At 39.1% G+C, this 23,999-nt stretch carries 23 protein-coding genes and 2 pseudogenes; 14 read left to right on the top strand and 11 right to left on the bottom strand.

All coding sequences use genetic code 11. The annotated features are described in order from the left end of the window. Positions 1–11: 11 nt before the first annotated feature. The 5 genes from M1K46_RS00120 to M1K46_RS00100 all read left to right on the top strand — a co-directional run bounded on the left by M1K46_RS00120 (position 12) and on the right by M1K46_RS00100 (position 5,123). Complete coding sequence (locus M1K46_RS00120; RefSeq protein ID WP_256224372.1) at positions 12–1,109, top strand: Gfo/Idh/MocA family protein; 1,098 nt, start codon at positions 12–14, stop codon at positions 1,107–1,109. Positions 1,110–1,507: 398 nt separating this feature from the next. Then, on the top strand, positions 1,508–1,792 hold the full coding sequence (locus M1K46_RS00115; RefSeq protein ID WP_309144528.1) for a hypothetical protein: 285 nt from the start codon (positions 1,508–1,510) through the stop codon (positions 1,790–1,792). After that, a complete protein-coding gene (gene uxaC / locus M1K46_RS00110; RefSeq protein WP_256224371.1) occupies positions 1,776–3,182 on the top strand; it encodes a glucuronate isomerase in 1,407 nt (468 codons plus the stop codon). Before M1K46_RS00115 ends, uxaC begins: the two co-directional genes overlap by 17 nt. Positions 3,183–3,203: 21 nt before the next feature. After that, a complete protein-coding gene (gene uxuA / locus M1K46_RS00105; protein ID WP_256224370.1) occupies positions 3,204–4,262 on the top strand; it encodes a mannonate dehydratase in 1,059 nt (352 codons plus the stop codon). A 15-nt stretch (positions 4,263–4,277) separates the two neighbouring features. After that, entirely contained in the window at positions 4,278–5,123 is an 846-nt protein-coding gene (locus tag M1K46_RS00100; protein ID WP_256224369.1) for an SDR family oxidoreductase, read from the top strand. Positions 5,124–5,378: 255 nt separating this feature from the next. Here the strand turns inward: M1K46_RS00100 and M1K46_RS00095 are convergent, their stop codons facing one another. Continuing rightward, entirely contained in the window at positions 5,379–5,528 is a 150-nt protein-coding gene (locus M1K46_RS00095; protein WP_256224368.1) for a hypothetical protein, read from the bottom strand. 184 nt (positions 5,529–5,712) lie between these two features. Between M1K46_RS00095 and M1K46_RS00090 the strand changes: the two genes are divergently transcribed. Then, positions 5,713–5,928, top strand: coding sequence for a hypothetical protein (locus tag M1K46_RS00090; protein WP_256224366.1), 216 nt, complete (start codon positions 5,713–5,715; stop codon positions 5,926–5,928). 531 nt (positions 5,929–6,459) lie between these two features. Next, a pseudogene (gene istA / locus M1K46_RS00085) lies at positions 6,460–7,083 on the top strand (IS21 family transposase); the annotation flags it as partial. Positions 7,084–7,817: 734 nt separating this feature from the next. On the opposite strand, the gene M1K46_RS00080 reads toward istA, so the two are convergent. From M1K46_RS00080 to M1K46_RS00065, 4 genes are read right to left on the bottom strand one after another with little or no spacing between them, the layout of a single operon-like run. Continuing rightward, positions 7,818–8,480, bottom strand: a complete 663-nt coding sequence (locus M1K46_RS00080; protein ID WP_062233125.1) for an ABC transporter permease — start codon at positions 8,478–8,480, stop codon at positions 7,818–7,820. 23 nt (positions 8,481–8,503) lie between these two features. Further along, positions 8,504–9,418 (bottom strand): osmoprotectant ABC transporter substrate-binding protein, encoded by a 915-nt coding sequence (locus tag M1K46_RS00075; protein WP_062233128.1) that lies wholly within the window; start codon positions 9,416–9,418, stop codon positions 8,504–8,506. A gap of 17 nt (positions 9,419–9,435) precedes the next feature. Further along, the gene (locus M1K46_RS00070; protein WP_091010346.1) at positions 9,436–10,089 is read right to left on the bottom strand and encodes an ABC transporter permease; all 654 of its coding nucleotides are present in this window, start codon (positions 10,087–10,089) and stop codon (positions 9,436–9,438) included. A 14-nt stretch (positions 10,090–10,103) separates the two neighbouring features. Next, entirely contained in the window at positions 10,104–11,252 is a 1,149-nt protein-coding gene (locus tag M1K46_RS00065; protein WP_062233134.1) for a betaine/proline/choline family ABC transporter ATP-binding protein, read from the bottom strand. 262 nt (positions 11,253–11,514) lie between these two features. Between M1K46_RS00065 and M1K46_RS00060 the strand changes: the two genes are divergently transcribed. The 4 genes from M1K46_RS00060 to M1K46_RS00045 are packed head-to-tail and all read left to right on the top strand — an operon-like array spanning position 11,515 to position 14,511. Then, a complete protein-coding gene (locus M1K46_RS00060; RefSeq protein ID WP_305583684.1) occupies positions 11,515–12,078 on the top strand; it encodes a GbsR/MarR family transcriptional regulator in 564 nt (187 codons plus the stop codon). Positions 12,079–12,136: 58 nt separating this feature from the next. Beyond that, positions 12,137–13,030, top strand: coding sequence for a 3-keto-5-aminohexanoate cleavage protein (locus M1K46_RS00055; RefSeq protein WP_256224364.1), 894 nt, complete (start codon positions 12,137–12,139; stop codon positions 13,028–13,030). A 1-nt stretch (position 13,031) separates the two neighbouring features. After that, complete coding sequence (locus tag M1K46_RS00050) at positions 13,032–13,991, top strand: 3-hydroxyacyl-CoA dehydrogenase NAD-binding domain-containing protein (protein ID WP_256224362.1); 960 nt, start codon at positions 13,032–13,034, stop codon at positions 13,989–13,991. A gap of 28 nt (positions 13,992–14,019) precedes the next feature. After that, positions 14,020–14,511 (top strand): thioesterase family protein, encoded by a 492-nt coding sequence (locus M1K46_RS00045; RefSeq protein WP_091010355.1) that lies wholly within the window; start codon positions 14,020–14,022, stop codon positions 14,509–14,511. Positions 14,512–14,873: 362 nt separating this feature from the next. On the opposite strand, the gene M1K46_RS00040 is transcribed toward M1K46_RS00045, so the two are convergent. From M1K46_RS00040 to M1K46_RS00020, 5 genes are all read right to left on the bottom strand, one after another. Further along, positions 14,874–15,047, bottom strand: a complete 174-nt coding sequence (locus M1K46_RS00040) for a hypothetical protein (protein WP_256224361.1) — start codon at positions 15,045–15,047, stop codon at positions 14,874–14,876. Between the two features lie 325 nt (positions 15,048–15,372). Continuing rightward, on the bottom strand, positions 15,373–15,735 hold the full coding sequence (locus M1K46_RS00035) for an STAS domain-containing protein (protein WP_256224360.1): 363 nt from the start codon (positions 15,733–15,735) through the stop codon (positions 15,373–15,375). Between the two features lie 569 nt (positions 15,736–16,304). Continuing rightward, positions 16,305–16,799 carry a peptidoglycan-binding domain-containing protein gene (locus M1K46_RS00030; RefSeq protein ID WP_256224359.1) on the bottom strand — a complete coding sequence of 165 codons (495 nt, stop codon included), beginning with the start codon at positions 16,797–16,799 and terminating at the stop codon, positions 16,305–16,307. A gap of 568 nt (positions 16,800–17,367) precedes the next feature. Further along, positions 17,368–20,049: a pyruvate, phosphate dikinase gene (gene ppdK, locus M1K46_RS00025; protein ID WP_256224970.1), complete on the bottom strand. Its 2,682-nt coding sequence runs from the start codon at positions 20,047–20,049 to the stop codon at positions 17,368–17,370. Then, positions 20,049–20,870, bottom strand: coding sequence for a pyruvate, water dikinase regulatory protein (locus tag M1K46_RS00020; RefSeq protein WP_256224358.1), 822 nt, complete (start codon positions 20,868–20,870; stop codon positions 20,049–20,051). The genes ppdK and M1K46_RS00020 overlap by 1 nt, the downstream gene beginning before the upstream one ends. A gap of 1,483 nt (positions 20,871–22,353) precedes the next feature. Between M1K46_RS00020 and M1K46_RS00015 the strand changes: the two genes are divergently transcribed. Further along, positions 22,354–22,602 carry a hypothetical protein gene (locus tag M1K46_RS00015; RefSeq protein ID WP_256224357.1) on the top strand — a complete coding sequence of 83 codons (249 nt, stop codon included), beginning with the start codon at positions 22,354–22,356 and terminating at the stop codon, positions 22,600–22,602. Between the two features lie 154 nt (positions 22,603–22,756). On the opposite strand, the pseudogene M1K46_RS00010 reads toward M1K46_RS00015, so the two are convergent. Continuing rightward, positions 22,757–22,917 (bottom strand): annotated as a pseudogene (locus tag M1K46_RS00010) (sigma 54-interacting transcriptional regulator); the annotation flags it as partial. 613 nt (positions 22,918–23,530) lie between these two features. Between M1K46_RS00010 and M1K46_RS00005 the strand changes: the two are divergent. Together M1K46_RS00005 and M1K46_RS25795 are read left to right on the top strand one after the other, a co-directional pair. Beyond that, the gene (locus M1K46_RS00005) at positions 23,531–23,710 is read left to right on the top strand and encodes a hypothetical protein (protein ID WP_062234592.1); all 180 of its coding nucleotides are present in this window, start codon (positions 23,531–23,533) and stop codon (positions 23,708–23,710) included. 118 nt (positions 23,711–23,828) lie between these two features. After that, positions 23,829–23,912, top strand: a complete 84-nt coding sequence (locus tag M1K46_RS25795; protein WP_354005837.1) for a putative holin-like toxin — start codon at positions 23,829–23,831, stop codon at positions 23,910–23,912. The last annotated feature ends 87 nt before the right edge of the window (positions 23,913–23,999 follow it).

The raw sequence follows: 23,999 nt of genomic DNA, 5'->3' as shown, positions 1-23,999 counted from the left end.
GGAAGAAAATAATGGAGAAAAAAATACGTTTTGCAATTATTGGCTGCGGAGTTATTAGTGATACTCATCAAGCACAAATACAATCTATTGAAGGAGCCGAGTTGGTAGCGGTTGCAGATCATGATGAACAAAAAGCGAGAATGTTAGCTGAAAAAGCCAATGCAGACTGGTATGTAGATTACAAAAAAATGCTAGAACGGGATGATATAGATGTAGTAAATGTTCTCACTCCCAGTGGATTACACGCAGAAATGACTGTAGCCGCTGCTAGGGCAGGCAAGCATGTTATTTGTGAGAAACCTTTAGATACAACTTTGGAAAAAGCAAGAAAATTGGTCGAGGAATGCAGAAAAGCAAATGTCAAGCTTTCCATCATTTCGCAGCATCGCTTTGATCCTTCTACTATTCAAGTAAAGCAATTGATAGAAGATGGGAAATTGGGTAATATGGTTTTGGGTCAGGCGGCAGTAAATTGGTATCGCTCTCAAGAGTATTACGATAGTGGAGAATGGCGGGGTACATGGAAAATGGATGGAGGAGGAGCTTTAATGAATCAGTCCATTCATACCATAGATTTGCTACAATATTTTATGGGACCTGTAGAAAGTGTGTATGCTCATACCGCAACCCTTGCGCATGAACGCATCGAGGTCGAGGATGTAGCAGTTGCGACAATCAAGTTTAAGAATGGTTCATTAGGAACGATATCTGGTACCACGAGCGCTTTTCCAGGTTTGTCCGCTAGACTTGAAGTCTTTGGTACGGCTGGAACGGCAGTAATTGATAACGATATTCTTACAAATCTATATCTTAAAGATGTACCTTCTAATACATCAGATCATTATAGTGTGCAATCAGAAAACTTGGCAAACAGCAAAATGAACCAAAGAGGAACAGGTGCAACTGATCCAGGATCCATTGAAGGTAATTCTCATCGACTCCAATTGGTGGATATGATTGAAGCCATAAAAGAGGACAGAGAGCCTTTGGTAAATGGTGAAGAAGGAATTAAACCCTTAGAAATAATTTTAGCAATTTATGAATCTGCAAATACTGGAAAGCCTGTAGAGATATCCTCTTTTGCCGAGTTTAAAAAAGTAAATTTTTAATCAGATGCTCAGAAAGGTCAAGTACAACTTCTAAATAGTTTTTCTAATCCATGTGCACACTCACATAGAAAAGTGAAAATAGGTTCGTTTGAAATATTGCTGTTTTAACATCACACTGCCTAAGATCATAGAGTTGTGACCAATGAGGGACATCTGAATAGAGGGTTAGTCCCTCCTTTTTAATGCATAAAAAACAAGGGATATATCTGTAATCTAATGAGTTTTATTTTCTACGAGAATGAAAAACAACGTGAAACAGCGGCTTCCGAGTAAAAGAGCAAAAGTAATTATCATTGCACATATATAAAGTTACTAAAAATGAATAAGGATAGAATTGAGGTTAATCGGGCCAAGTTGATGTTTGTGACGGTTTATTTTTCTTAATTCAAGACTTTCCCGTGCTGCCTCATTTAATTAAATCGGATTTTTCAGAAGAAGTGATTATTGGTGCATGGACAGTGTTAGATAGTGAGTCAGCTAAACTGGCCTTTAATGCGGGTGCTAGTTTCATAGTTTCTCCAGCATTCGATAAAGATACAGCTAAATTATGTAATCGCTATCAAATTCCATACATACCAGGCTGCATGACAATAAAAGAAATGATTACTGCTATGGAATATGGTGCTTCAAACATTAAACTTTACAAAAGAAATGAGGTAGGTTCTTATGAGAAAATTTATTGATGACGATTTTCTATTAGATCATGAGAGTTCAAGAATACTCTATCATGAGTTTGCAAAAGAAATGCCCATCTATGACTATCATTGTCATTTGAGTCCAAACGAAATTGCAGAAAATAAACAGTTTCAAAACTTGACTGAAATCTGGCTGAACGGTGATCACTATAAGTGGAGAGCGATGCGCGCAAATGGGATCAGCGAAAGGCTCATTACCGGCAATGCAGACGATAAGGAAAAGTTTGATGCATGGGCAAAAACGATGCCGTCTTGTATCGGTAATCCTCTCTATCACTGGACCCACTTGGAATTAAAGCGGTATTTTAACATTGATTTAGCCCTAAGCGAAAAAACAGGGGATGAAATTTGGGAGCACTGCAACACTCTCTTAAAGCAGGAGAATTATTCAGCCCAAGCTATTATCAAAAAATCAAATGTTAAGGTGATTTGTACGACGGACGATCCAGTAGACACACTCGAATTTCATAAAGAAATTAAGGAGAATGAAAACATTGAGGCAGCAGTGTTGCCGGCATTTCGTCCTGATAAAGGACTTGAGATTTCGCATAATGAATTTCTTCCTTTCGTGAACGGTTTATCAAGTTCGGCAAGCCTTGAAATCAATAAATATCCAGATTTTTTAAAGGCACTGGAAGATCGGGTGAAGTATTTTCATAATGCTGGGTGCAGAGTATCTGATCATGGATTTGAAAGTCTTTTCTATGAAGAAAGTACGCTCGAAGAAGCTTCAGCCATTTTTGATAAAGCAGTAAATGGTCAAACGATTTCTCTGCTGGAGGAAAAGAAGTATAAAACATACACACTTTTGTTTTTAGGAAAACTCTATCATGCACATGGCTGGGTCATGCAGCTTCACATTGGGGCCATCCGGAATAATAATACAAAAATGTTTAAACGGCTTGGTCCTGATACCGGGTTTGATTCAATGAACGATTTTGAATTGGCAAAACCATTAAATCAATTGTTAAATCAGTTAGATTTGGAGAATGAATTGCCAAAAACCATTCTATATAATTTAAATCCAGTTCATAATCCAATCATTGCTTCAGCCATCGGAAATTTTCAAAATGAAGAAGCAAGAGGTAAGCTCCAGTTTGGAACAGGCTGGTGGTTCAATGACCAAAAGGACGGAATGCTTCGTCAGATGACAGATCTCTCAAACATCGGGCTAATCAGTAATTTCCTTGGCATGGTGACGGACTCCCGCAGTTTCCTCTCCTATACAAGACACGAATACTTCCGTCGGATTTTATGTAATATGCTTGGCGGATGGATGCATAAGGGAGAAGCACCGGATGATTATGAGCTGATGGGAACTATGGTTCAAGATATTTGCTATAACAACGCGAAAAACTATTTTGAGATTACTAGATAAATAATTGGAGGGGTACCGACTATGCAAATGACGTTTCGATGGTACGGTGATAATGATCCTGTTACCCTACAAAAAATAAGGCAGATACCCGGAGTGACAGGAATTGTTTCAGCCATCTACGATATTCCTGTTGGCGAAGTATGGCCATACGATAAAATTATTGAGCTGAAAGAAAGCATAGAAAAGAGCGGTTTAGAACTAAGTGTCATCGAAAGTGTACCCGTTCATGAAGATATCAAGCTCGGTCTTCCTTCAAGGGATCGATATATTGAAAACTACAAAACGACGATTAGAAATTTATCAAAAGCAGGAATCAAAATTGTTTGCTATAACTTCATGCCTGTATTCGACTGGACTCGCTCATCATTGGACTATGAGCTTGAAGATGGATCTACCGCTCTGATTTATGAAGAAGAAAAAGTAAAGCAAATGAATCCATTAAGCGGAGAATTGTCATTGCCAGGGTGGGATTCAAGCTATGAAGCCGAAGAATTAAAGAACCTGCTTGAACAATATCAGCATGTATCAGAAGAGAGACTATGGGAAAACCTTACGTACTTTATAAAAAAAATCATCCCTGTTGCAGTGGAAGAAGAAGTCAAAATGGCAATTCATCCAGATGATCCGCCATGGTCTATTTTTGGACTTCCGAGAATCATCACAAGCAAAGAGAATTTAGACAGATTCGTCAATTTATTTGATAATCCAAATAATGGACTGTGTTTATGCAGCGGTTCTCTCGGAGCAAATCCAAACCACGATTTCCCTGAATTTGTCCGCTACTTTGGCAAAAAAGAAAAAATTAACTACGTACATCTTAGAAATATAAAATGGATCGGCGAAAAGTCATTCCAGGAATCCGCTCACCGTTCGGAAGATGGCTCATTGGATATGTATGAAATTGTCCGTGCGTTGAGAGAAGTGGATTTTTCTGGACCGGCACGACCTGACCACGGCAGAATGATTTGGGGTGAAACCGGAAAGCCGGGTTATGGGTTGTACGACCGTGCACTTGGTGCCACCTATTTAAATGGAATGTGGGAAGCGGCAACGAAGGAAGAAAACAGACAGTCTAAATAGAAACGAGGGACATACATGAAAATTCCTTTTTATATAGATTTAAACGATAAAGTAGCTGTCGTAACCGGAGGAAGCGGGGTTTTATGCAGTCGATTTGCCAAAGCCTTAGCTAAATGTGGAGCAAAAGTTGCTGTCATCGGCAGGCGGCAGGAATCCGTTGATCGCGTTGCCGAAGAAATTCGTGCAGACGGCGGAATCGCACTTGCTGTTGCAGCAGATGTCCTTGATAAAGCCAGTCTGGAACGGGCGAAAGAAGAAGTGAAAGAAAAATTAGGAACATGCAGCATTCTCATTAACGGTGCGGGCGGCAATCATTCAAAAGGAAATACTGATAAAGAATACTTTTACAAAGAGGATTTAGAAGACCTTAAAACAAATACATTTTTTGATTTGGATACAGAAGGAGTTAGATCAGTCTTTGATTTGAATTTTCTCGGTGCACTGCAGACCACACAAATATTCGGAAGAGATATGGGTCAAGGAGATGTCATTATTAATGTTTCCTCCATGAATGCCTTCACACCATTAACAAAAATTCCTGCTTACAGCGGCGCAAAAGCGGCAGTCAGCAACTTTACCCAGTGGCTTGCTGTACATATGTCTAAGGCAGGCATCCGTGTAAATGCCATTGCACCGGGATTCTTTTTGACCGAGCAAAACAGAAATCTGTTAATGAATATTGAAGGGACCTATACCGATCGAGCTAAAAAAATTCTTAACCAGACACCGCTCGAGAGATTCGGAGAACCGGAAGATCTGAACGGAACCTTGTTATGGCTTGTCAGCAATGAAGCTTCTCGCTTTGTCACGGGAACTGTGATTCCGGTTGATGGGGGATTTTCGGCGTATTCGGGGGTTTAAACAATGGAATGCACATCGTTATCCGAGTATGTTTATGTTGTTGGATAAAATCTTGATTTTCTTTTTGTTGTATGATGGTTGTCTTTTTACTGGTTTGTTTTAAAGAACTTGAAAAACAAAAGGCATGGCTGGCTCTTAAGAAATATCTTGAAATTGTAGAAGCTAATTGATTTTAGAAATATGTCTGCGGTTGTTTTAATGGTTTTATGGCCAGTTTAATTACTACAACATTGGTTAACATTTCGGGGGCGATTGTTATTCTTGATTGTCTGTTGTTTTTGATTCTAGGTTAGATCTGTCAATTGACTCAGTATATTTTTCTTTTTTTACCAGGTTGATTTCTTTCGTTCGTGTATTCCATATACTATATTTGAGTGTATTTGGAACATCTTTGTTTTTTGCCATTATTAATACTCCTCCGTTTAATATGGTTTCAAAAAAAAATAAAACTATACTTCAATAAAGTTGTTTTTTTTGTTTTGGACTCTAATCATTTCATGAAAAGGGAGCATTATTTGAGCCGAAACCATTATTTCTTACATACCGTACTAAATGTTGGTTACATTAACAACAAGCGGAGGTGAAGAAAATGGCAGATAAAAAAGATAAAATTCAGGAAAACGTACGAACACAGCTTGGTGGCATGGGCCTATATGGCACAACCAGCAATGAGGAAGTAGGAGGATACCGGGCATCGGGAGATATTGAAAATGCCGGTCAGCTCGATAAGGGATTTCAAAAAGAACCAGGCAATGAGGGTGAAACTGCATCTTTCTCTACTAAACAGCAAAGGGAAAATGAGTAATAAGACAACTTGCTTTCTAATTGCTATTTTATAGCATAAAAAAAGACCTAGCAGCAGTTTAATGCTCCAGGTTTTCTTTTTTTATTTATACTCTCATAAAGTTGTTAAATTTATAAACCAGCTGTCGATTTAAACATTGCAGCTGAAGCAGTTGACATTGTACGGTGTGTTCGCTTGAACGTTTGCAAATCCTTTGCACCTTAAAAAGGAAAAGCGCTCCTTATTTGATCCATAGCTGCTTTTACGCTTCACGGGCTGAAGAAAGCTCTAAAATCTTTACAAGGAGTTTTATATATTCCCCAATTACGGTATTTATTTCTTCCGCTCTAACGCGCCATGTTCAAGCTTTACGAGCAATTAAACTGCCAAAAGGTAATAACGCTTTCTACACCGAAATATTGACCTTTTAAAACAGCTGCTGCCATATAATTTATTTTGCTTGTGTTAAAGCCGATGTTAAAATCCACTATATAGCCGGAATAAAAATCCCCATCTAAAATAGAACCATAGGTTTGAGAGGAGCTATGGTTCATGATTACAAGAGGGGATTTTTTTATGATCAGAGATATGCACAAACGAGGAATGTCTATTTCAGATATAGCAAGGGAACTAGAGCTCGATCGAGGAACAGTGAGGAAATACATAAACACTTCTACTGCTCCTTCGAAGCAAAAGAGAAAAAAGAAGAAAAGCAAGTTAGACCCATTTAAGGATTACCTCCATCAACGGATATTGGAGGATGGGGTTTACAACGGAGAACGTTTATTAGATGAGATTCAACAATTAGGCTATATCGGTGGGAAAACAATTTTAAAAGACTACATTAAACCATTTAGGGATCAGGAGAGAAAGAAGTTTTCAGTACGGTATGAAACATTACCAGGTGAACAGATGCAAGTGGATTGGAAAGAGATTGGGGAGATCATTCTAAGAGGTGAGCGAATTAAGCTATCCATGTTTGTCGCAACGTTAGGTTTTTCCAGAATGAAATATGCGGAGTTTACAACCTCTCAAGATCAAGAACATGTCCTTCAATGTTTGCTTAATAGCTTTAAGTACTTTGGAGGAGTTCCTCAGAAGGTATTGTTTGATAACATGCGGACGGTAACCGATGGACGAGATCAGGGAATCGTGAAGTGGAATCGTTTACTCAGCGGAATACAAAAAAATTCTCTAAAGTTTAAGATGAACTTTATCCTTATGAATTTGCAAAACTTCCCCGGTAACACAGTATTATTCTCTAATTTGACAGACCAAAATCTCGACTAAAATATGACCAAAATTATTTAAAAAAGTAAGATATATTTTGAAAACCAATACATAATAAAAGCTGATATAACAGCATTTTGAGAATATTATAAAAAGGAAAAAAAGAGTGAGATGTGTTCCGCACACAAGTTCACCCTCGGGAACGTGAACAATATATTAGCATGTATTAAGACTAAAATCCCTTGATACCATTGGTATCAAGGGATTTTTGTTTTGTGAGTAAAATTTAATTTATACCTTAATTAAGATTTTCACCCACAAAACACCCACAATAAAGTCAAAAAAATTATTCAGAACGCGTTTCATGTGGTCCTCGAAGAATCGGCGGTTTAGTATAAAAATTTATTGTTATTTAGCCGTAAATAACCTAAGCAGCAATACAGATTCAAGAAGCAAAGTCTCAAATTGATGCAGGTGAAATACGACCATTAGTGAACGTGGGCAGCAAAGTTGTTGAAGAATATAAGGACATACCTTTGGCTAAGGAAAAATGGTCAGATGTTTCTTTCGATGTTTATACCGGCCTGATTGCACCGAAGGATCTACTTGAAGATGTTCTTACTATTCTACACGGCCTTCAAAAAAACCATGGAAGAAGTCCAGCTTGTGAATGAATGTCATCATGATTTTTGAAGATTTTTCCCTTTTACGGGTGAAAGTGTCCGTTCCATCCAGCCCATTAGAATGTCTGCTAATATTGCCATCAAAGCTGTTGGAATAGCACCTGCTAAAATAATGGCTGTTCCGTTTGTGGCATTTGTTCCCCTTACGATAATATCACCTAATCCGCCGGCACCGATAAATGTACCAATGGTAGCTATTCCGATCGCGATAACGAGCGCTGTCCGAAGTCCGGCCATTATTACAGAAACTGCAAGTGGGAGCTCAACCATTCGCAAGATTTGCACTTTCGTCATGCCCATTGCTCTTCCAGATTCCAGTAAAGCTTTGTCCACACTGCAAATTCCGGTATACGTATTTTTAATGATAGGAAGCAGTGAATAGAGAAAAAGAGCCATAACGACCGTATTCGTTCCTAACCCCATAACCAGCATGAGCACAGAAAGCATAGCTAATGCCGGAATGGTTTGAATGATATTTGTCAGTGAGATCACCCATTGGCTTAATTTGGCATAACGGGCAATCAAGATGCCTAATGGAATCGCAATAATTGCCGCAAATAATACCCCATATGCTGACATTAGAAAATGGCGGTAGAATTCGGTCCACACGTAGTCAAAGTTTTGGTTATAATACAGCCACAAATCTTTTATTGTTCCCATCCTGCCAACACCTCCTTATCTTGTTACTCAAAGTAGTGATGCTCTTGTAAAAATTCTTTCGCGACTGTAGCAGGCTCTTTCATTTTTCCATCACCTTCATAATTGAGCTCCTGCATTTTTTCAGTGTCGATCTTTCCTTGAAGTTTTTGTAAAATCTTTTTGATTTCTGGATGTTTTTGCAACACTTCATTCCGAGCAACCGGGGAAGCATCATACGGTGGGAAAAATTTCTTATCGTCCTTCAGCACTTTGAGGTTATAAGATTTCAAACGTCCATCCGTTGTATAGGCTAGAACAACATCCATCTTTCCGTTAGCTGCAGCTTTATAAACTAAACCTATTTGCATTGGAAACGTTTTTCCAAACTCCATATCATACGTATGGACAAATCCCTCGTAGCCGTCACCCTTCCTCTTTAACCAGGCATTATCTACTCCTAGCCGTAAATCCGGAGCGATCTTTTTTAAATCAGAGACCGTCTTCAGGTTTTCCTTATCTGCTAAATCCTTCCTCACTGTAAAAGCATAGGAATTTGCAAATCCATAGGAATCGAACCACGTTTGATGGTAGCGTTTTGAGAATTCCTTTTGAACGATCGATAATGCCTGTTTCGGATCCTTCACCGGCTCCATTCCCAGGGCCCCGACAAGGTCTGTCCCTGTGTATCGCGTCGCTGTAATGTCTACATCGCCATTCATCATCGCTTTATGCTGAACGATGGAGGAGCCGAGGTTATTGGCCATTTCTACTTTTAGATTCGTATCGTGTTCGATCATTTGACGGATTATATTCCCCATGATTTGGGATTCTGTAGTATTGAGCGTACCAATTACAATCGTATGATCAGAGGTCTTGCTCAAACCCGGCAAAGAACACCCGCTCATTACCAATACGAACAAAAGCATCATTGCAATGATCCCTTTTTGTTTTATTTTCATTTTCTGGTGTCCCCCTTCTAAGCCGTTTGATCCGCTTTTTTCATTCCTTTTGGTGTTACTGCGTATTCGAGCCGTCCTAATAGCAGATCTACGAGAAGTGCCAATAATGTAACCGGTACTGCTCCGGCTATAATAAATTCCGGCTGGTATAAATTCAGGCCTGAGAAAATATAATCTCCCAGCCCGCCGGCGCCAATGAATGAGGCAAGTGTCGCCCAGCCAATTAGATAAACGGTAGATACACGGATCCCAGCCATAATAATGGGAATGGCAAGCGGGATTTCAACATAGAGGATTCGTTCCCATCCAGTCATCCCCATCCCATGCCCGGCTTCTAATAGGTTTTTGTCTAAACCTTTAACTCCGGTATAGGTATTTCGCAGGATAGGCAGGACTGAATAGAAAAATAAAGCAATGACTGCTGGGATTTTTCCAACACCAAGCAGAGGAATAAAAAACGCAAGGATAGCCAGGCTGGGCAGTGTCTGAATCACACCGACCAGGCCCATTACAAACCCGGCGATTCCAGGAATCCGGGTTAAACTTATACCTAGTGGGACAGCCACTAAAATGCCGAGAATCACAGCAGTGAGCGAAATATAAAAATGTTCCCATGTTTTAAAAAGGAGTTCTGTCCAATTACTGTTTAAAAAGCTGATTAGGGTTTCCATTCGTTTCTTCCCCCCTATTCCTGGCCTGCCGCGGCGAGGCCTTCCTCATTACCCCAGATTGAATCATAAACAATATCCACAAGACTGGCTCTTGTTACGATGCCTACAAGATGATTATTTTTATCCACGACAGGAGCATATTTTAAGCTTCTTTTTAAGATTTTATAAACGGTATCCCGCAGCAGCGTATCTGTTTCTACTTTATAAAACACGGTTTCCATGATTTCACCTACTGTGTCAGCTTTGTTGCGATTTTGTTCAATCATCTCCACATCAATATAGCCCTCGAGCTTATGCTGCTCATCGACAACCAGCAGTGAATCCACCCGTTTTTCCTTCATTAACGTAATCGCTTGAGAGAGTAATTTATGTGCAGTCACCGTTGCTGGATTAGTATTCATGATTTGCTCGACGGTCTGGATAGAAGGTCTCGCCTGGATTAAACGTTCTTTTCCGATAAATTCTTCCACAAAATCATTTGCAGGATTTCGTAAAATTTCATCAGGTGTTCCGATCTGAACAAACTCTCCGTCACGCATGATGACAATACGGTCTGCAATTTTTAATGCCTCATCCATGTCATGGGTAACAAAGACGATCGTTTTATTTAAAGTTTTTTGTAACTTCTTAAACTCTTCTTGAAGGGAATCACGTGTAATAGGATCTAATGCGCTAAAAGGCTCATCCATTAAAATGAGAGGAGGATCAGCTGCCAGCGCACGTAAAATCCCAACACGTTGCTGTTGTCCGCCACTTAATTCATGAGGGTAACGATCGAGGAAATCATCTGTCATATTTACAAGTTTCAGGAGCTCCATCGCACGTTCTCGTCGTTTACTTTCCGGCCATTTTAATAATTTGGGAACTAAAGCGATATTTTCCTGGATGGTCATATGAGGAAACAAGCCGATTTGTTGAATGACATAACCGATTTCTCGTCTTAATTGAACGTAATCTTTTTCAAGAATATTTTGCCCTTCAATAGAAATGGTTCCTTCTGAAGGTTCAATCAAGCGGTTAATCATCTTCATGGTTGTTGTTTTTCCACATCCGCTTGGGCCGATGAATACTATGAATTCTCCTCGTTCAATCTCGATGGATATGTCGTTAACTGCTTTTTTACTGCCTTTATACGCTTTAGAAACATGTTCAAATTTCAGCAAAAGCAAGCACCTCCAATATATTTTTAAAGAAATGTAATCACACAATGATAACCCCGCCCAAACTTCTCACAATATAAGCTTAATAGAAAAGTTGTGTAATAGAAAGTTTATAAAAAGTTTATATAGTTTATAATATATGTAAAATATTTATTGTACAAAGTTTAAGATTCTATATGGTTACATTTCCTTTTAATTACGGCGATATCCTTTGGAATCCTAATTTTCTATTCGATCTTGAATATGGTACAGTGGGCAAAGAAATATGGTGATATTGAAAGGAAGGGTCCTTGTGGAAGAGAAACCCGTACAGAAAATCAATCAAGTAGAAGAGCAATTTATTGAAAAAATAGCTGATAATATGAACACCTATGGCGTTTCACCCACAGTAGGTCGGGTACTGGGCATTATCTATATGAATCGGAAACCAATGACGCTCGATGAACTTTCGGATGCAACGGGAATGAGTAAAACCCGTATGAGCCAGGTTGTTCGTGAAATGGTAGAGTTCAATATTGCGGAGAAGGTTTTTGAAAAAGGGGTTCGGAAGGATTTGTATAATGTTGAACAAGACTATTATCAAACTTTCATTTCTCTGTTTACTTCAAACTGGCGGAAAGTTATCAATAAAAACAAAATGTTTGAGAAGAAACTGAACAGGGAGCTCCTTGATCTATTGGAAAACGAAAAGATAGACAAAGAAAGTGAAGAAAAAATAAATGACCTGCTAAAGGAAACAAAAGAATGGTTGAATTATTATCAGTGGTTGAGCAACCTGGTTGAGTTCTTCGAAAGTGAAGAGATTTTTAAATACGTTCCAAAACCTTGACACAACTCTTCTATCCTTATATTGACCATAAACAATGTACAAACAAGGAGAGGATACTATGAGAAATAACGTTATTATCACTAGTGCCGTGACCGGAGCAGGAGAGACAACGAAGAAAAGTTCTTATGTCCCGGTGACTCCAAAAGAAATCGCTGAATCTGCCATCGAATCTGCAAAAGCGGGAGCCGCAATCGCCCACATTCACGTCCGCGATCCAAAAACAGGAGCACTTAGTCATGATTCCTCATTATTTGCCGAAGTGGTTGAACGCGTACGGGACTCGGACACAGATGTCATTTTAAATTTAACAGCCGGCGGTGGAGGGGATTGGATACCCAGCAGAGAAAATCCGGCTGTTGGCGGACCTGGAACCGATATTCAAACTCCTGAAGAGCGACATGATCCGGTCGGGCAGCTGTTGCCGGAAATCTGTACACTGGATTGCGGGAGCTTGAATTTTGGAGACCAGCTGTATATAAGCCCGACTGATTGGCTTCGTAAACAGGCTAAACTCATTCAGCAATGCGGCGTTAAGCCGGAGTTAGAATGCTTTGATACGGGTCATCTATTGTTTGCGAAACAATTGGTGAATGAAGGGCTAATTGACGGAGATCCTATGTTTCAATTTTGCTTGGGTATTCCATGGGGAGCGGATTGCGATGCGGAAACCATGTTGTATATGAGAGAAAAACTTCCTGAAAATTCCCACTGGTCAGCATTTGGAATCGGAAGGCATCAAATACCTGCTGCCGTTCAATCGATGCTTCTTGGCGGAAACATTCGTGTCGGGTTAGAGGATAATTTGTACTTAGAAAAAGGAACGTTGGCTACAAATGCACAGCTCGTTGATAAAACAGTAACCATTATTGAAAATATAGGTGTTCGTCCAATGACACCAAAAGAGGCAAGACAACATCTTGGCTTAAAAGATCCACAAGGGCAGGTGGAATAACGTGCAGTCATTAGTAAAAAACGTCACTGTTGTAGGGACTGGTGTTATTGGCAACGGTTGGATCAGCCGGTTTTTAGCTAATGGATACCATGTTACAGCGACTGATCCAGCACCAGGCGCTGAAGAAAAAATGAGACAAGCGGTAAAATCGGCATGGAGTTCCTTGGAAAAACAAGGACTGGCAGCTGGAGCGGCACCTGACCGCCTTCATTTCGAACCAAATCTTGAAAGGGCAGTTAGTAACGCGGATCTTATTCAAGAGAACGCACCCGAACGTGAAGAAATAAAACGCTCCCTATTAAAAACGATATCCCATGCGGCTAAACCAAATGCCATCATCGCATCGAGTACTTCCGGTTATATGCCCAGTATCCTTCAAAAGGATTGCCTTCATCCAGAAAGAGTCATTGTCGCTCATCCCTTTAATCCCGTGTATCTCATGCCGCTCGTAGAATTAGTCGGTGGACAACAAACGAGTTCAGAGGTTATGGTTCGGGCACAGTCCTTTTACCATTCAGTACGGATGAAGGCACTGATCGTGTCCCGTGAAATCGATGGTCACATTGCCGACCGTTTAATGGAAGCCATTTGGCGTGAAGCTCTCCATCTTGTTAATGATGGAGTGGCTACGACAGAGGAAGTGGATGCGGCCATAGTCTATGGGCCTGGCTTGCGGTGGGCTTTAATGGGTCCGTTTCTCACTCTTCATATGGCAGGGGGAAAACAAGGAATGAGACATATGCTTGAGCAGTTTGGCCCTGCGTTAAAACTTCCATGGACACATCTTGTTGCACCCGAATTAACGGAAGAACTTGCCCAGCGAGTCATTGAGGGTTGTGAAAAACAAACGGATGGGATGGACATGAGCATTCTCGAAAAACGCCGTGATGACTTTCTAATTGAATTAACAGATCTGCTCGAAAAATATTGGCCCTCTGCTAATCTGAACGGAAAACTGTAAGTAGGTCTTATATGAAGGAGACTCTATTATGGATAACATCAATAAACCGCTTTTAAAGGAAAAGGTACAAAAAGAGTGGGTTGACTACAATGCCCATATGAATGATGCGGCCTATGCTCTTGTATTCAGCAGAGCCGTGGACCGATTAATGGAAGACATAGGGTTAAATGAAACCTTCAGGGAGCATGAGAAGTACTCCATCTATACGCTTGAAACCCATCTCTGCTATTTAGCTGAAGTGCGTGAGAGAGAGCCGATTGATGTGTTTGTACAGTGGTTGGATTATGATTCAAAACGTCTCCATGTTTTTTTTGAGATGAAAGATCAAAAAGGAAAGCGGCTGGCCACCAGTGAACAAATGCTGATGGGAATGAACATGGAAAGTAGGCGACCCGCTCCTTTTCCTTTGCCGATTAAAGATCAAATCCAAAAAATTGCCAATGAATGCCAGACCATTAAACCTCAAGAGGCAGGTCGAAGAATAGCGATCAAAAGGGGGAATGGGATCGGGAATGGTTAAAGCGGTGGATGCTAAACTGCTGGGGAGTAGCTTTAATAAAAATTACTAAGTCGTCCTAGTTCACTTCTAACAACCAAGTTTAACAAAAAAAATTGGTAAGACGAACAAACTTGTGTCAAAGCGATATCTACTTTGACACATGTAATATCTAATTGTCATCCTGACAAAATGTACCTGTAGGTTTCCAATGACCATTTTTACATACGTTCCAACGATCACCAATACAAGTTCTGTCGCCGCAGCTGTGGAGCTTTGCTGTTAAGCCAATGCTCTTGGACCGTTTCTATATTTTTTTACAAAAACACATTTTAAGTGACGGTCCGTTTTTATACCATAAATGGTTGCATTTTTAGTTTCACAAATTATTGTTCATCAATGTTATCTTCATTGTCTCCATTAATATAAGGGTTGTCCGTGGTCGCGAAACGTGCTGATTGAAGACTTGTTTCAGGATCTAGGCCGAATAATCCATCTAATGATTGCTTATCATCTTTCTCTTCATTGGGAAATAGGGGTTCCGTATTTTTTCTTTTCAACTTAATCACTCCACCCAATTGTTTTCTGTGTTGTTTTATGTAAAACATATCATTCCCAGATTTTCATGAATAATAAAACCCGCTTTCAAATTATCATTTGAGAGTGGGTTTTTGACTTTTAGGATCTTTGTAAGGATAGGGTACTATCTGATTCACTGTGCTCCAACGAAGCATCGTTTGAATTCATGGTTGGTTGTAATAGGTAAGGAGTTCATAAGGCTTCACGTTTCACAATCGTTTGTATAAATCCAGTTTGAGTGGCCGCCTTCCATTGTGGATAAACAATTGCTTTCACTTGCTATACTTCTTTTTTACAAGGCGGAGTTTAGGCAAAGGTATCTATGGTCTTATTGTTCTTGCTGTTTTCCATCATTTCCATAAGCCCTGTTATCTCAAATAGTCGGCGGACGCGATTCGTCATGCCTTTTAGCATTAACGTACTGTTGTTCCTGATCGTTGAACTAATCACTCCAGCGAAAACTCCTAATCCAACACTATCTATGAAATCAATTTGCTCAACATCAATAATTATTACTTGTTTAGTTTGTTCTGATAATGAGACAAGTATTTTTTTTAACTTCGGTGCCGTGTAGCTCTGAACGTCTCCCACTAATTTAAAATAATGTGTGCCGTTCGATTTTTCATGTGTAATTTTAAGATCCATAACAATCTCCATTGACATCGTCATAAGGCAAACCTCCAGGAGAAAGATTAGTCAACTTTATCGCAATTGTAGGGCACCTGTTTATACCAGGGCTCGTTGATTATTGCGTAAAGGGGAAAAGGCATTCATGACCGTTCTTTCAGTTATAGTTTAATACACAAATATAAAAGATTAGTGTGTAGATTATAAAGAATTATTAAGTAAACATTAAACCTGTATTTGGCTGGATGGTTCTTGTTTCAACAAAGTGCCCATTTCCCTAATGTAGAAACGAGGAAATTTACACAAGGGTTTCGGCTTGTGTTCAATATGACGTAATTGGTCGGATACTAACGGTCCAACTTTAATATGTAGGTGGAAGCAATATCTCCTCTGAAAAAGTGTGGAAAAACTCACATAATAACTATAGTTTATTATTTCATCCCATGCCCAAAGTTATTGCGAAGAGAGCTGGTATAATAGAAGAACTTGATCTGCTATATCCTAAGACAACTTTTAAACAAAACGTTTAAAGTGGTGGATTTATATAAGTACAGCGGCCATTTCTGACAAACAAATAAACCCATTGACTCTTTCAACCAATGGGTTGCTGTTTACTTGGCGTATAGCCGATAGCCGTCAGTTTTATCAGTTCCATTACCAAAAATGGTTGCAGTTGAAGGAGAAGAATCTGACTTATTGTCATACTTCCATTCCAATCTTAGGCCCATAAAGCCGCCAGCTCCGTAGGTGGAAGTGTTTTTCTTCTTTATATATTGTGAAAAGCTGTTCCAGGTTTTTGGGCCAACGATGCCATCGGCAATTAATCCATTTTCTTTTTGATACTTCTTTACACCTGCGGCTGTTTTCGGTCCAAATATGCCATCCACATCAACGAGACCAGTATCAGTGTAAAAAGACATTACGTTAAGAACATACTGCATATTCTTAACCTCTTTGTTGGCCTTGCCTTGCTTAAGAACAGAATTGTGTTTCCAATTTTCAGGGTGATGAAACCCGCTTGCCGAAGCAATGGAAGGGGTTGACAGCATAAAGGTCAACAATGCGACAAGGATACCTGTCATCCATCTTTTGTTAAATTTCAACATAAAAATTTCTCCTTTTCTCCCTTTATTTTTTTGTGTTACCTACACACATTAGTCGTTAGAGGGAAAGAAAAAGTTTCAAGATAATTGATTGATGGATTAAGATCTTCGGAAAAATATAGCCGGTTACATGTTTTTGATTCGGGTCATTCAGCCAAAAGAAGCAGGTCCAGCTTCGGACTGTTTCTTTTTAAATTTTTTTATTATCGATTACTTACGATCATCCATAGCCGAATTGATATAAGTTTCCAAAATTCCTTTGCTATTACTTGGTAGCCACTTAAACTCAATGATTATCTTGGGGAGAAGGAGATGTCCTTCTATGATGTGAACGAGACTAGTTGCTTGTACTGTTGAGTTAACAAAGGCATGGAAATGTTAAGACATGCCTCTTGTTACGTATAAAATTTTCAGTATAATAAGGCCACGTTGTGTCATCAGCTTTTGTGTATGTCCATTGAGGCAAGCTGAAACTCGTTTTCACATTGGGCTAGTGTGAACGTGAACGGGTAATTAAAGTATAAATAACTTCCGATTATGATAAAAGCAAGAAAAGCAGCCGTTTGGCTGCTTAAAGATTTAGGATGGTTTGACGTTCATTCACACGCTGTTTTTGTTCATTTTTAATATTAGCTTGAGCTGCTGCTAGGCGAGCAAGAGGCACTCGATATGGTGAGCAGCTTACGTAATCTAATCCTGCATCATGGAAGAATTGGATCGAGCTTTTTTCTCCTCCATGTTCTCCGCAAATTCCTGTTTTTAACCCTGGCTTTGTTTCTCTACCGAGTTTTACGCCAATTTCTACAAGTTTCCCTACGCCTTCTTGGTCAAGAGAGGCGAATGGGTTTTTTGGTAGAATTTTGTTGTCAATATAGGCCTGAAGGAACTTACCCTCTGCGTCATCGCGACTATATCCAAAAGTAGTTTGAGTTAAATCATTTGTTCCAAAGGAAAAAAAGTCTGCCTCCTGAGCAATTTGGTCAGCTGTTAAGGCCGCTCGTGGAACTTCAACCATCGTACCTATGAGGTAATCGTATTCCTGTCCTGTTTCTTCCTGAACTTGCAGCCCCGCATTAATGACCAATCGACGCATTTCTTTTAACTCATTAACATGACCAACCAAAGGAATCATTATTTCTGGTTTTACGTCGATTCCTTTTTTCATGACTGCAGTGATTGCATAAAAGATTGCTTTTGCCTGCATTACATAAATTTCGGGGTAAATCATGCCCATTCTGCAGCCACGGTGCCCTAACATAGGATTAAATTCATCTAATTGACGTACTTTTCTCAGAAGATGTTCCTTCTCCTTTAAATCTTTAGAATTTATGTCTGTCATCTGAAGCTTTGTCACTTCAACAAGCAGTTCTTCCTTATCCGGCAAGAACTCGTGAAGAGGGGGATCTAATAAACGAATCGTTACAGGGGACCCTCCCATCGCTTCAAAAATTCCTTCAAAATCATTTTGTTGCATTGGTAATAGCTTATGAAGAGCCTCTTCACGCTCCTCGTATGTTTCAGCCAGAATCATATCCTGAACAATAGGGATTCGATTTATGTCCATAAACATATGTTCTGTACGGCACAATCCAATTCCACCTGCACCAAATTCAACCGCTTTTTTGGCATCCTCGGGATTGTCAGCATTTGCTCTTACACCAAGTTTTCGTTCCTCATCGGCCCAAGTAAGCAACACTTGGAACTGGTCCGAAAGCTGTGGATCGATCATTGGGATCTCACCTAACATGATTTCACCCGTTGAACCATCAATCGTAATCATATCGCCTTGGTTAACCGTCGTAGTTCCTACTTTAAAAAGCTTTGATTTTAAATCAATTTTTAATGATTCACAGCCACATATACAAGCTTTTCCCATACCCCTTGCAACAACGGCTGCATGGCTAGTCATTCCTCCACGGCTTGTGATAACGGCTTGAGCAGCAACAATTCCATGAATATCATCAGGTGTAGTTTCTGAGCGAACAAGAATGATTTTTTTGCCATCTTTCGCTAATCTCTCTGCTTCATCCGCATCAAATACGACTTCCCCTGTTGCTGCCCCAGGAGAGGCAGGTAGCCCTTTAGCAATCTGTTTTCTTTCATAGGAATCATCAATTCGACGATGGAGTAGCTGATTAAGCTGGTCGGGATCTACACGTAAAATGGCTTCTTTCTTATTAATAATTTGTTCTTCTACTAATTCAACGGCTATTCGAATGGCCGCTTGAGCTGTTCTTTTACCTGTCCGCGTCTGAAGAATAAATAGCTCACCTCGCTCTACCGTGAACTCAATGTCCTGCATGTCTTGATAGTGCTTTTCAAGCAGTTGACAAGTATCAATAAACTGCTGATAAACTTCGGGCATTTCATATTGAAGCGTCGCAATGGGTTGAGGTGTACGAATTCCAGCAACAACATCCTCTCCCTGTGCATTGATCAAATATTCACCATAAAGCTTAGCTTCTCCTGTAGACGGGTTACGTGTAAAGGCAACGCCAGTACCAGAATCGTTACTCATATTTCCAAAAACCATACTTTGAATATTTACTGCTGTACCAAGGTGACCAGGAATTTTTTGAAGACGGCGGTATACAATCGCACGTTGATTATTCCAGGAATCAAAAACGGCACTGATGGAAAGGAATAATTGTTCCTTTGGATTTTCTGGAAAAGTTCTTCTCGCATGCTTCATAACAATTTCTTTATATCCTTTAATCACTTCTCGCCAATCTTCTTCAGTCATTTCGGGATCTGAAGTATATCCCTTTTTTTCTCTCGTTTCCTCTAAAAGTTGCTCAAAATAATAACTGTCCACATCGAGGACAACATCACTAAACATTTGAATGAACCTACGGTAGGAGTCATAGGCAAAACGCGGATTTTCTGTAAGCTTGGCCAATCCTTCCACAGTGTCATCATTCATACCAAGGTTTAATACGGTATCCATCATTCCGGGCATGGAGTGTACAGCACCAGAACGTACAGAAACAAGAAGGGGGTTCGATGGGTCTCCAAGTTTTTTACCTGTTTTTTCTTCAAGTTTACCAAGAGCTTCTAATACCTGAAATTTGACCTCTGTAGAAATCGATTTTCCGTCCTCATAATATAAATTACAGGCCTCAGTGGAAAGGGTAAAACCATAAGGGACAGGTAACCCGATTTTTGTCATTTCTGCCAGGTTTGCTCCCTTACCTCCTAATAGGTCCTTTTTTTTGCTGTTTCCCTCGTCAAACATATATACAAATTTAGTCATCATATCAGCAAATACCTCTCTTTTTTTAATATGGCTAATATTGAATCAGCGGTCTCTTCAACCGCTTTATTTGAGACATTAATAACTGGACAGCCGATGCGTTTCATGATTTTCTCAGCATAATCTAATTCCTCAAGAATCCGATCTAAATTTGCATAATTTGCTTGAGTTGCTAACCCTAAATTCTTTAATCGTTCCTTTCTGATTTCATTCAGTTTATCTGGTGTAATGACTAAACCCACGCATTTGTTTCTTGGAATATCAAAAAGCTCGTCAGGAGGTGTTATTTCAGGGACTAAAGGTACATTGGCCACCTTATACTTCTTATTAGCTAAATACATAGAAAGGGGGGTCTTTGATGTTCTAGAAACCCCAATTAATACAATATCTGCCCGTGTAATCCCTTGTACCTCTTGTCCATCATCATATTTTACGGCGAACTCAATCGCTTCAACTCTTCGGAAATAGTTATCATCCAATTTCCTCATTAATCTAGGTTCGCCTTTAGGTTCTTTATTAAATTTTTGACTAAATGCTGTCATAAGCGGATTCATTAAATCAACTGCGACAATCCCTTCTTCACGTGCCTTTCGATCGAGATATTCCTTTAAAGATGGAATGACAATCGTGTAGGCAATGATGCAATTACTATACTTCGATACAGCAATGACATTATTAAGATCTTTGTTATCCTCTACATAGGAAAAATTTTGGATTTCAATATCTTTCCCATTAAATTGAGACGCAACTGCTTTTACCATCAACTCAGCTGTTTCTCCAACCGAGTCAGAAACGACATAGACAAATTTTTTCTTATTCACATCCGAATCTCCTATTCTTGCATTTTAATGTCATCACTTCAGCAATTCTTATGTAATCGTCGTTTGGTAATCCATAAGAAGATCATCTTACATGTACTCCATTCACTTACACCAAATAGTGAATCTATTTAACAATTAATTAGAATTTTTGCTATAGAAATAAGCTTCACTATTGTGTTTGAAACAGTCAATGCTCTCGTCCCAATAGATAAGGAAGGTAAAACATTAAACTTGTAATAACTACCTACCAGTGATATTGCTAAATGAAATACAGATCCACTTTTTCATCCTTTGATTAAATTATGTTATACTATTTATCTTATTAAAATGTATATGTGTTATACTATTTTATTTAAATAGTATACTATCATTAAATATAATGAGATACAATCCCTTTTCGAGGTATCTCGTAAAAAAGTTCAAAAAACAGGTAAGTCCCTCAGGTTTTCCGCAGTAAAGAACTAAATCAGTTGTCTACTTCATGTTCGCTATAGATCGTTTATCACTGAAGATGGCTACTTTTTCAGGTTCAATTCGAAGAGAGGTAAATGATTGCAGGTACATTTAAAAGGGGAAAAAATCATCGCAGCAACCGCCAACTGTAAAAAGCCATTAAGAATAACCCGAAAAAGAACGAGGAGGGATAATTTTTTTGTCAAATAAACATAAAATTTACGACAAAATGTAAAGTTTAGCATCCTAATGTTTTTACGGAATGTATAGTGAAAAATTCTGATAAAGCATGTATAGCTAGAATATTGATTTGATACTGTAATCGACTATACCAATCAAACAATTAAAATCAATGATGACAAAGCTGTTGAAAAAGATCTGACTAATGCTCTTTTAGTTACTGAAAAAGCAGTCAAAAATAAAAACCAAAAGGGTTTGTTAATAGCCCATCGTATCTTTTACGATCTAGCTATTTTATACAACGACTATGATGAGTTTGAGTATACAAAATATGGTAGGATATTCTGAAAAAGCAGCTGAGGAGTATTTAAAAAAGTAATAAAGTTGGTACTTTGGAGCGATTCCAACCCGCATAAATTAAATTGTTTATTTGTACCCATACGTAAACAGTTGTGTTTTTATTATGGGTAAAATACTTTTTAATTTACTGGTACAGCTTCATTTGCAGGGTGGGAAGTGGCAATCCCTTAATTAGAGGGGGTGTCGCTGATGGTTACTGTTACTGATAAACTAATGCTCATGATTTTTTTCGCATCACTGAACGTTGTAGTATTAATCAACACAAAAAGTAACCCACCCTGCACGGCCAATGTAGGTATAGGTTACTTTTTTGTTGCCTTATTTACTTAGCCACTGCAATTCTTGCAGAATAGCTGTGCTTAGGAGTATCAGTTAGTGGCCGATGCCCGGTACTGACCGGGCATAAAGTGAATTGGCTGTGACTGGGGCTGCCCCTGCTGTCCAGGCACAAAATGTATAGGATGGGACTGATGCTGTCCCTGGTGCCCAGGTGTCCAATGTACTGGATGAGTGTGCAAACCATGTTGTACAGGTGTCCAATGTGCCGGATGGGTGTGAGGATGAGGTACATGGTGTCCATGTGACCAATGGATATGATGGGGATGATGAACATGATGGGGATGATGTCCATGCGGCCATTGAGCGTGCTGGGTGTGTGGCATGTGATGCTGACTATGCTGGCTGCTATGCTGACTATGTTGTTGTTGCACCATCACTCCTCCTGGAATCCATGCGCTAGGCTGCTGGTGTCGATTAACCAATCAAAAACCTCCCTTCATTCAATTTGAAATAGAAGGACTTCTCTATCAGTTTATAAACGTATAGAAAAACTGTTCTGATGATAATGCCTAAATCATATGTAAAAATCAACAAAAACAACATTTTTATTATTATATTATAGTCTCTAAATCTCGATTTGTTGCCGCAATCAAACGTACATCAAAAGTATTACTTCAGTTCTGCCGACTCTGACTAACTCTTTTTGCTGCAGAACCCTCAACAGCTTAGCCTGGAGAAGGTATATCATATCACCAAATTCATCTAGGAAAATGGCGTTTTTTTGAATGTGTGAGAACTAATAAAACTCAAATAATCATGTTGTATGATCAAATATTTTACAATCGTATATGCTTGCATATACGATTATGTGTACATTTGTATTTTGTCGAATAAACCAATAAAAGTTAGTAAAAAGGAGATTGGCTGTCTTTTTCCTCCTTTGTTCTTCCCAGTTATGCTCCATCATTGAATATTGAGGAATTCGTAGGATTTTAAATATGTACCGAGTACTGGATGTGTTCAACAAAAGGGCAAAGATCCGTTCCGTTAGCTCCCATTGGGTGGCGTAACAAGGAATTTTATTTATAAGTAATTGGAACATTAGATTTGGTTTAGTTGAAGAGATATTTTTTCCTACAGGTTTGTCCTGTAGCAGCAAAAACTAGAGGACCGGATCATTATTATTGACCGTTGCTTAAATTAGTTTCATAAGACTAGAAGAAGTTTATCGTAGTATGGAGAGATTTTCTTCGAATAAGAAAAGTGTGTGCTAAAGCTATATATAGCTGTACTTTTACCAACAAGAATAGTGTATACTTAGAGCGTATGTTCGCTTTTTGTGCATATCATTCAAATAATATAGTAAATCGTTAATTGGAGTGTTTATGATGTTAAGTATTGAAGGAGAAAAGGTTAGAGGGTTCTTATATGACTCGCTAGTAACTGCGAAGAGTGATTTAGGGAAAAATGAAACTATAGTTACAGAGGATCATGTATTATTCTTTATTATTAATAATAGAGACTATAATAAAGTCAGTAATGCTGGTTATGTAAAAGTATCTAATTAAAACCCTGCCAAAATGGGGTCTTCAAGTTGATTTTAAGGCTGATATGGTATGGTAAATTAAAATGCAGTTACATAAGCAGGGTGGCGGTGGCATCCCCGAAAGAAGGGGGGTGTAACCGATGATGACTACTTACGAAGCTTTAACACTCATGATAGCATTCGCAACCTTAATCGTAATAATCATCTCAAACACAAAAAAGTAACCACCCTGTCTGGCCAGACGAATTAATGGGTGATTACTTTTTCTTCTCATGTTCGATTCGAGCCGCCGCACTTCTTGCGGGTAGCTG

Origin of the sequence: Fictibacillus sp. WQ 8-8 (assembly GCF_024494405.1) — a bacterium.
GTDB lineage: Bacteria > Bacillota > Bacilli > Bacillales > Fictibacillaceae > Fictibacillus_C > Fictibacillus_C marinisediminis.
This window is presented reverse-complemented; position numbering and strand designations above follow the sequence as displayed.

Coding starts and splice junctions, on each gene's coding strand:
- M1K46_RS00120 (WP_256224372.1), top strand. CDS start 12: ATGGAGAAAAAAATACGTTTTGCAATTATTGGCTGCGGAGTTATTAGT.
- uxaC (WP_256224371.1), top strand. CDS start 1,776: ATGAGAAAATTTATTGATGACGATTTTCTATTAGATCATGAGAGTTCA.
- uxuA (WP_256224370.1), top strand. CDS start 3,204: ATGCAAATGACGTTTCGATGGTACGGTGATAATGATCCTGTTACCCTA.
- M1K46_RS00100 (WP_256224369.1), top strand. CDS start 4,278: ATGAAAATTCCTTTTTATATAGATTTAAACGATAAAGTAGCTGTCGTA.
- M1K46_RS00095 (WP_256224368.1), bottom strand. CDS start 5,528: ATGGCAAAAAACAAAGATGTTCCAAATACACTCAAATATAGTATATGG.
- M1K46_RS00090 (WP_256224366.1), top strand. CDS start 5,713: ATGGCAGATAAAAAAGATAAAATTCAGGAAAACGTACGAACACAGCTT.
- M1K46_RS00080 (WP_062233125.1), bottom strand. CDS start 8,480: ATGGGAACAATAAAAGATTTGTGGCTGTATTATAACCAAAACTTTGAC.
- M1K46_RS00075 (WP_062233128.1), bottom strand. CDS start 9,418: ATGAAAATAAAACAAAAAGGGATCATTGCAATGATGCTTTTGTTCGTA.
- M1K46_RS00070 (WP_091010346.1), bottom strand. CDS start 10,089: ATGGAAACCCTAATCAGCTTTTTAAACAGTAATTGGACAGAACTCCTT.
- M1K46_RS00060 (WP_305583684.1), top strand. CDS start 11,515: ATGGTGATATTGAAAGGAAGGGTCCTTGTGGAAGAGAAACCCGTACAG.
- M1K46_RS00055 (WP_256224364.1), top strand. CDS start 12,137: ATGAGAAATAACGTTATTATCACTAGTGCCGTGACCGGAGCAGGAGAG.
- M1K46_RS00045 (WP_091010355.1), top strand. CDS start 14,020: ATGGATAACATCAATAAACCGCTTTTAAAGGAAAAGGTACAAAAAGAG.
- M1K46_RS00035 (WP_256224360.1), bottom strand. CDS start 15,735: ATGACGATGTCAATGGAGATTGTTATGGATCTTAAAATTACACATGAA.
- M1K46_RS00030 (WP_256224359.1), bottom strand. CDS start 16,799: ATGTTGAAATTTAACAAAAGATGGATGACAGGTATCCTTGTCGCATTG.
- ppdK (WP_256224970.1), bottom strand. CDS start 20,049: ATGACTAAATTTGTATATATGTTTGACGAGGGAAACAGCAAAAAAAAG.
- M1K46_RS00005 (WP_062234592.1), top strand. CDS start 23,531: ATGTTAAGTATTGAAGGAGAAAAGGTTAGAGGGTTCTTATATGACTCG.
- M1K46_RS25795 (WP_354005837.1), top strand. CDS start 23,829: ATGATGACTACTTACGAAGCTTTAACACTCATGATAGCATTCGCAACC.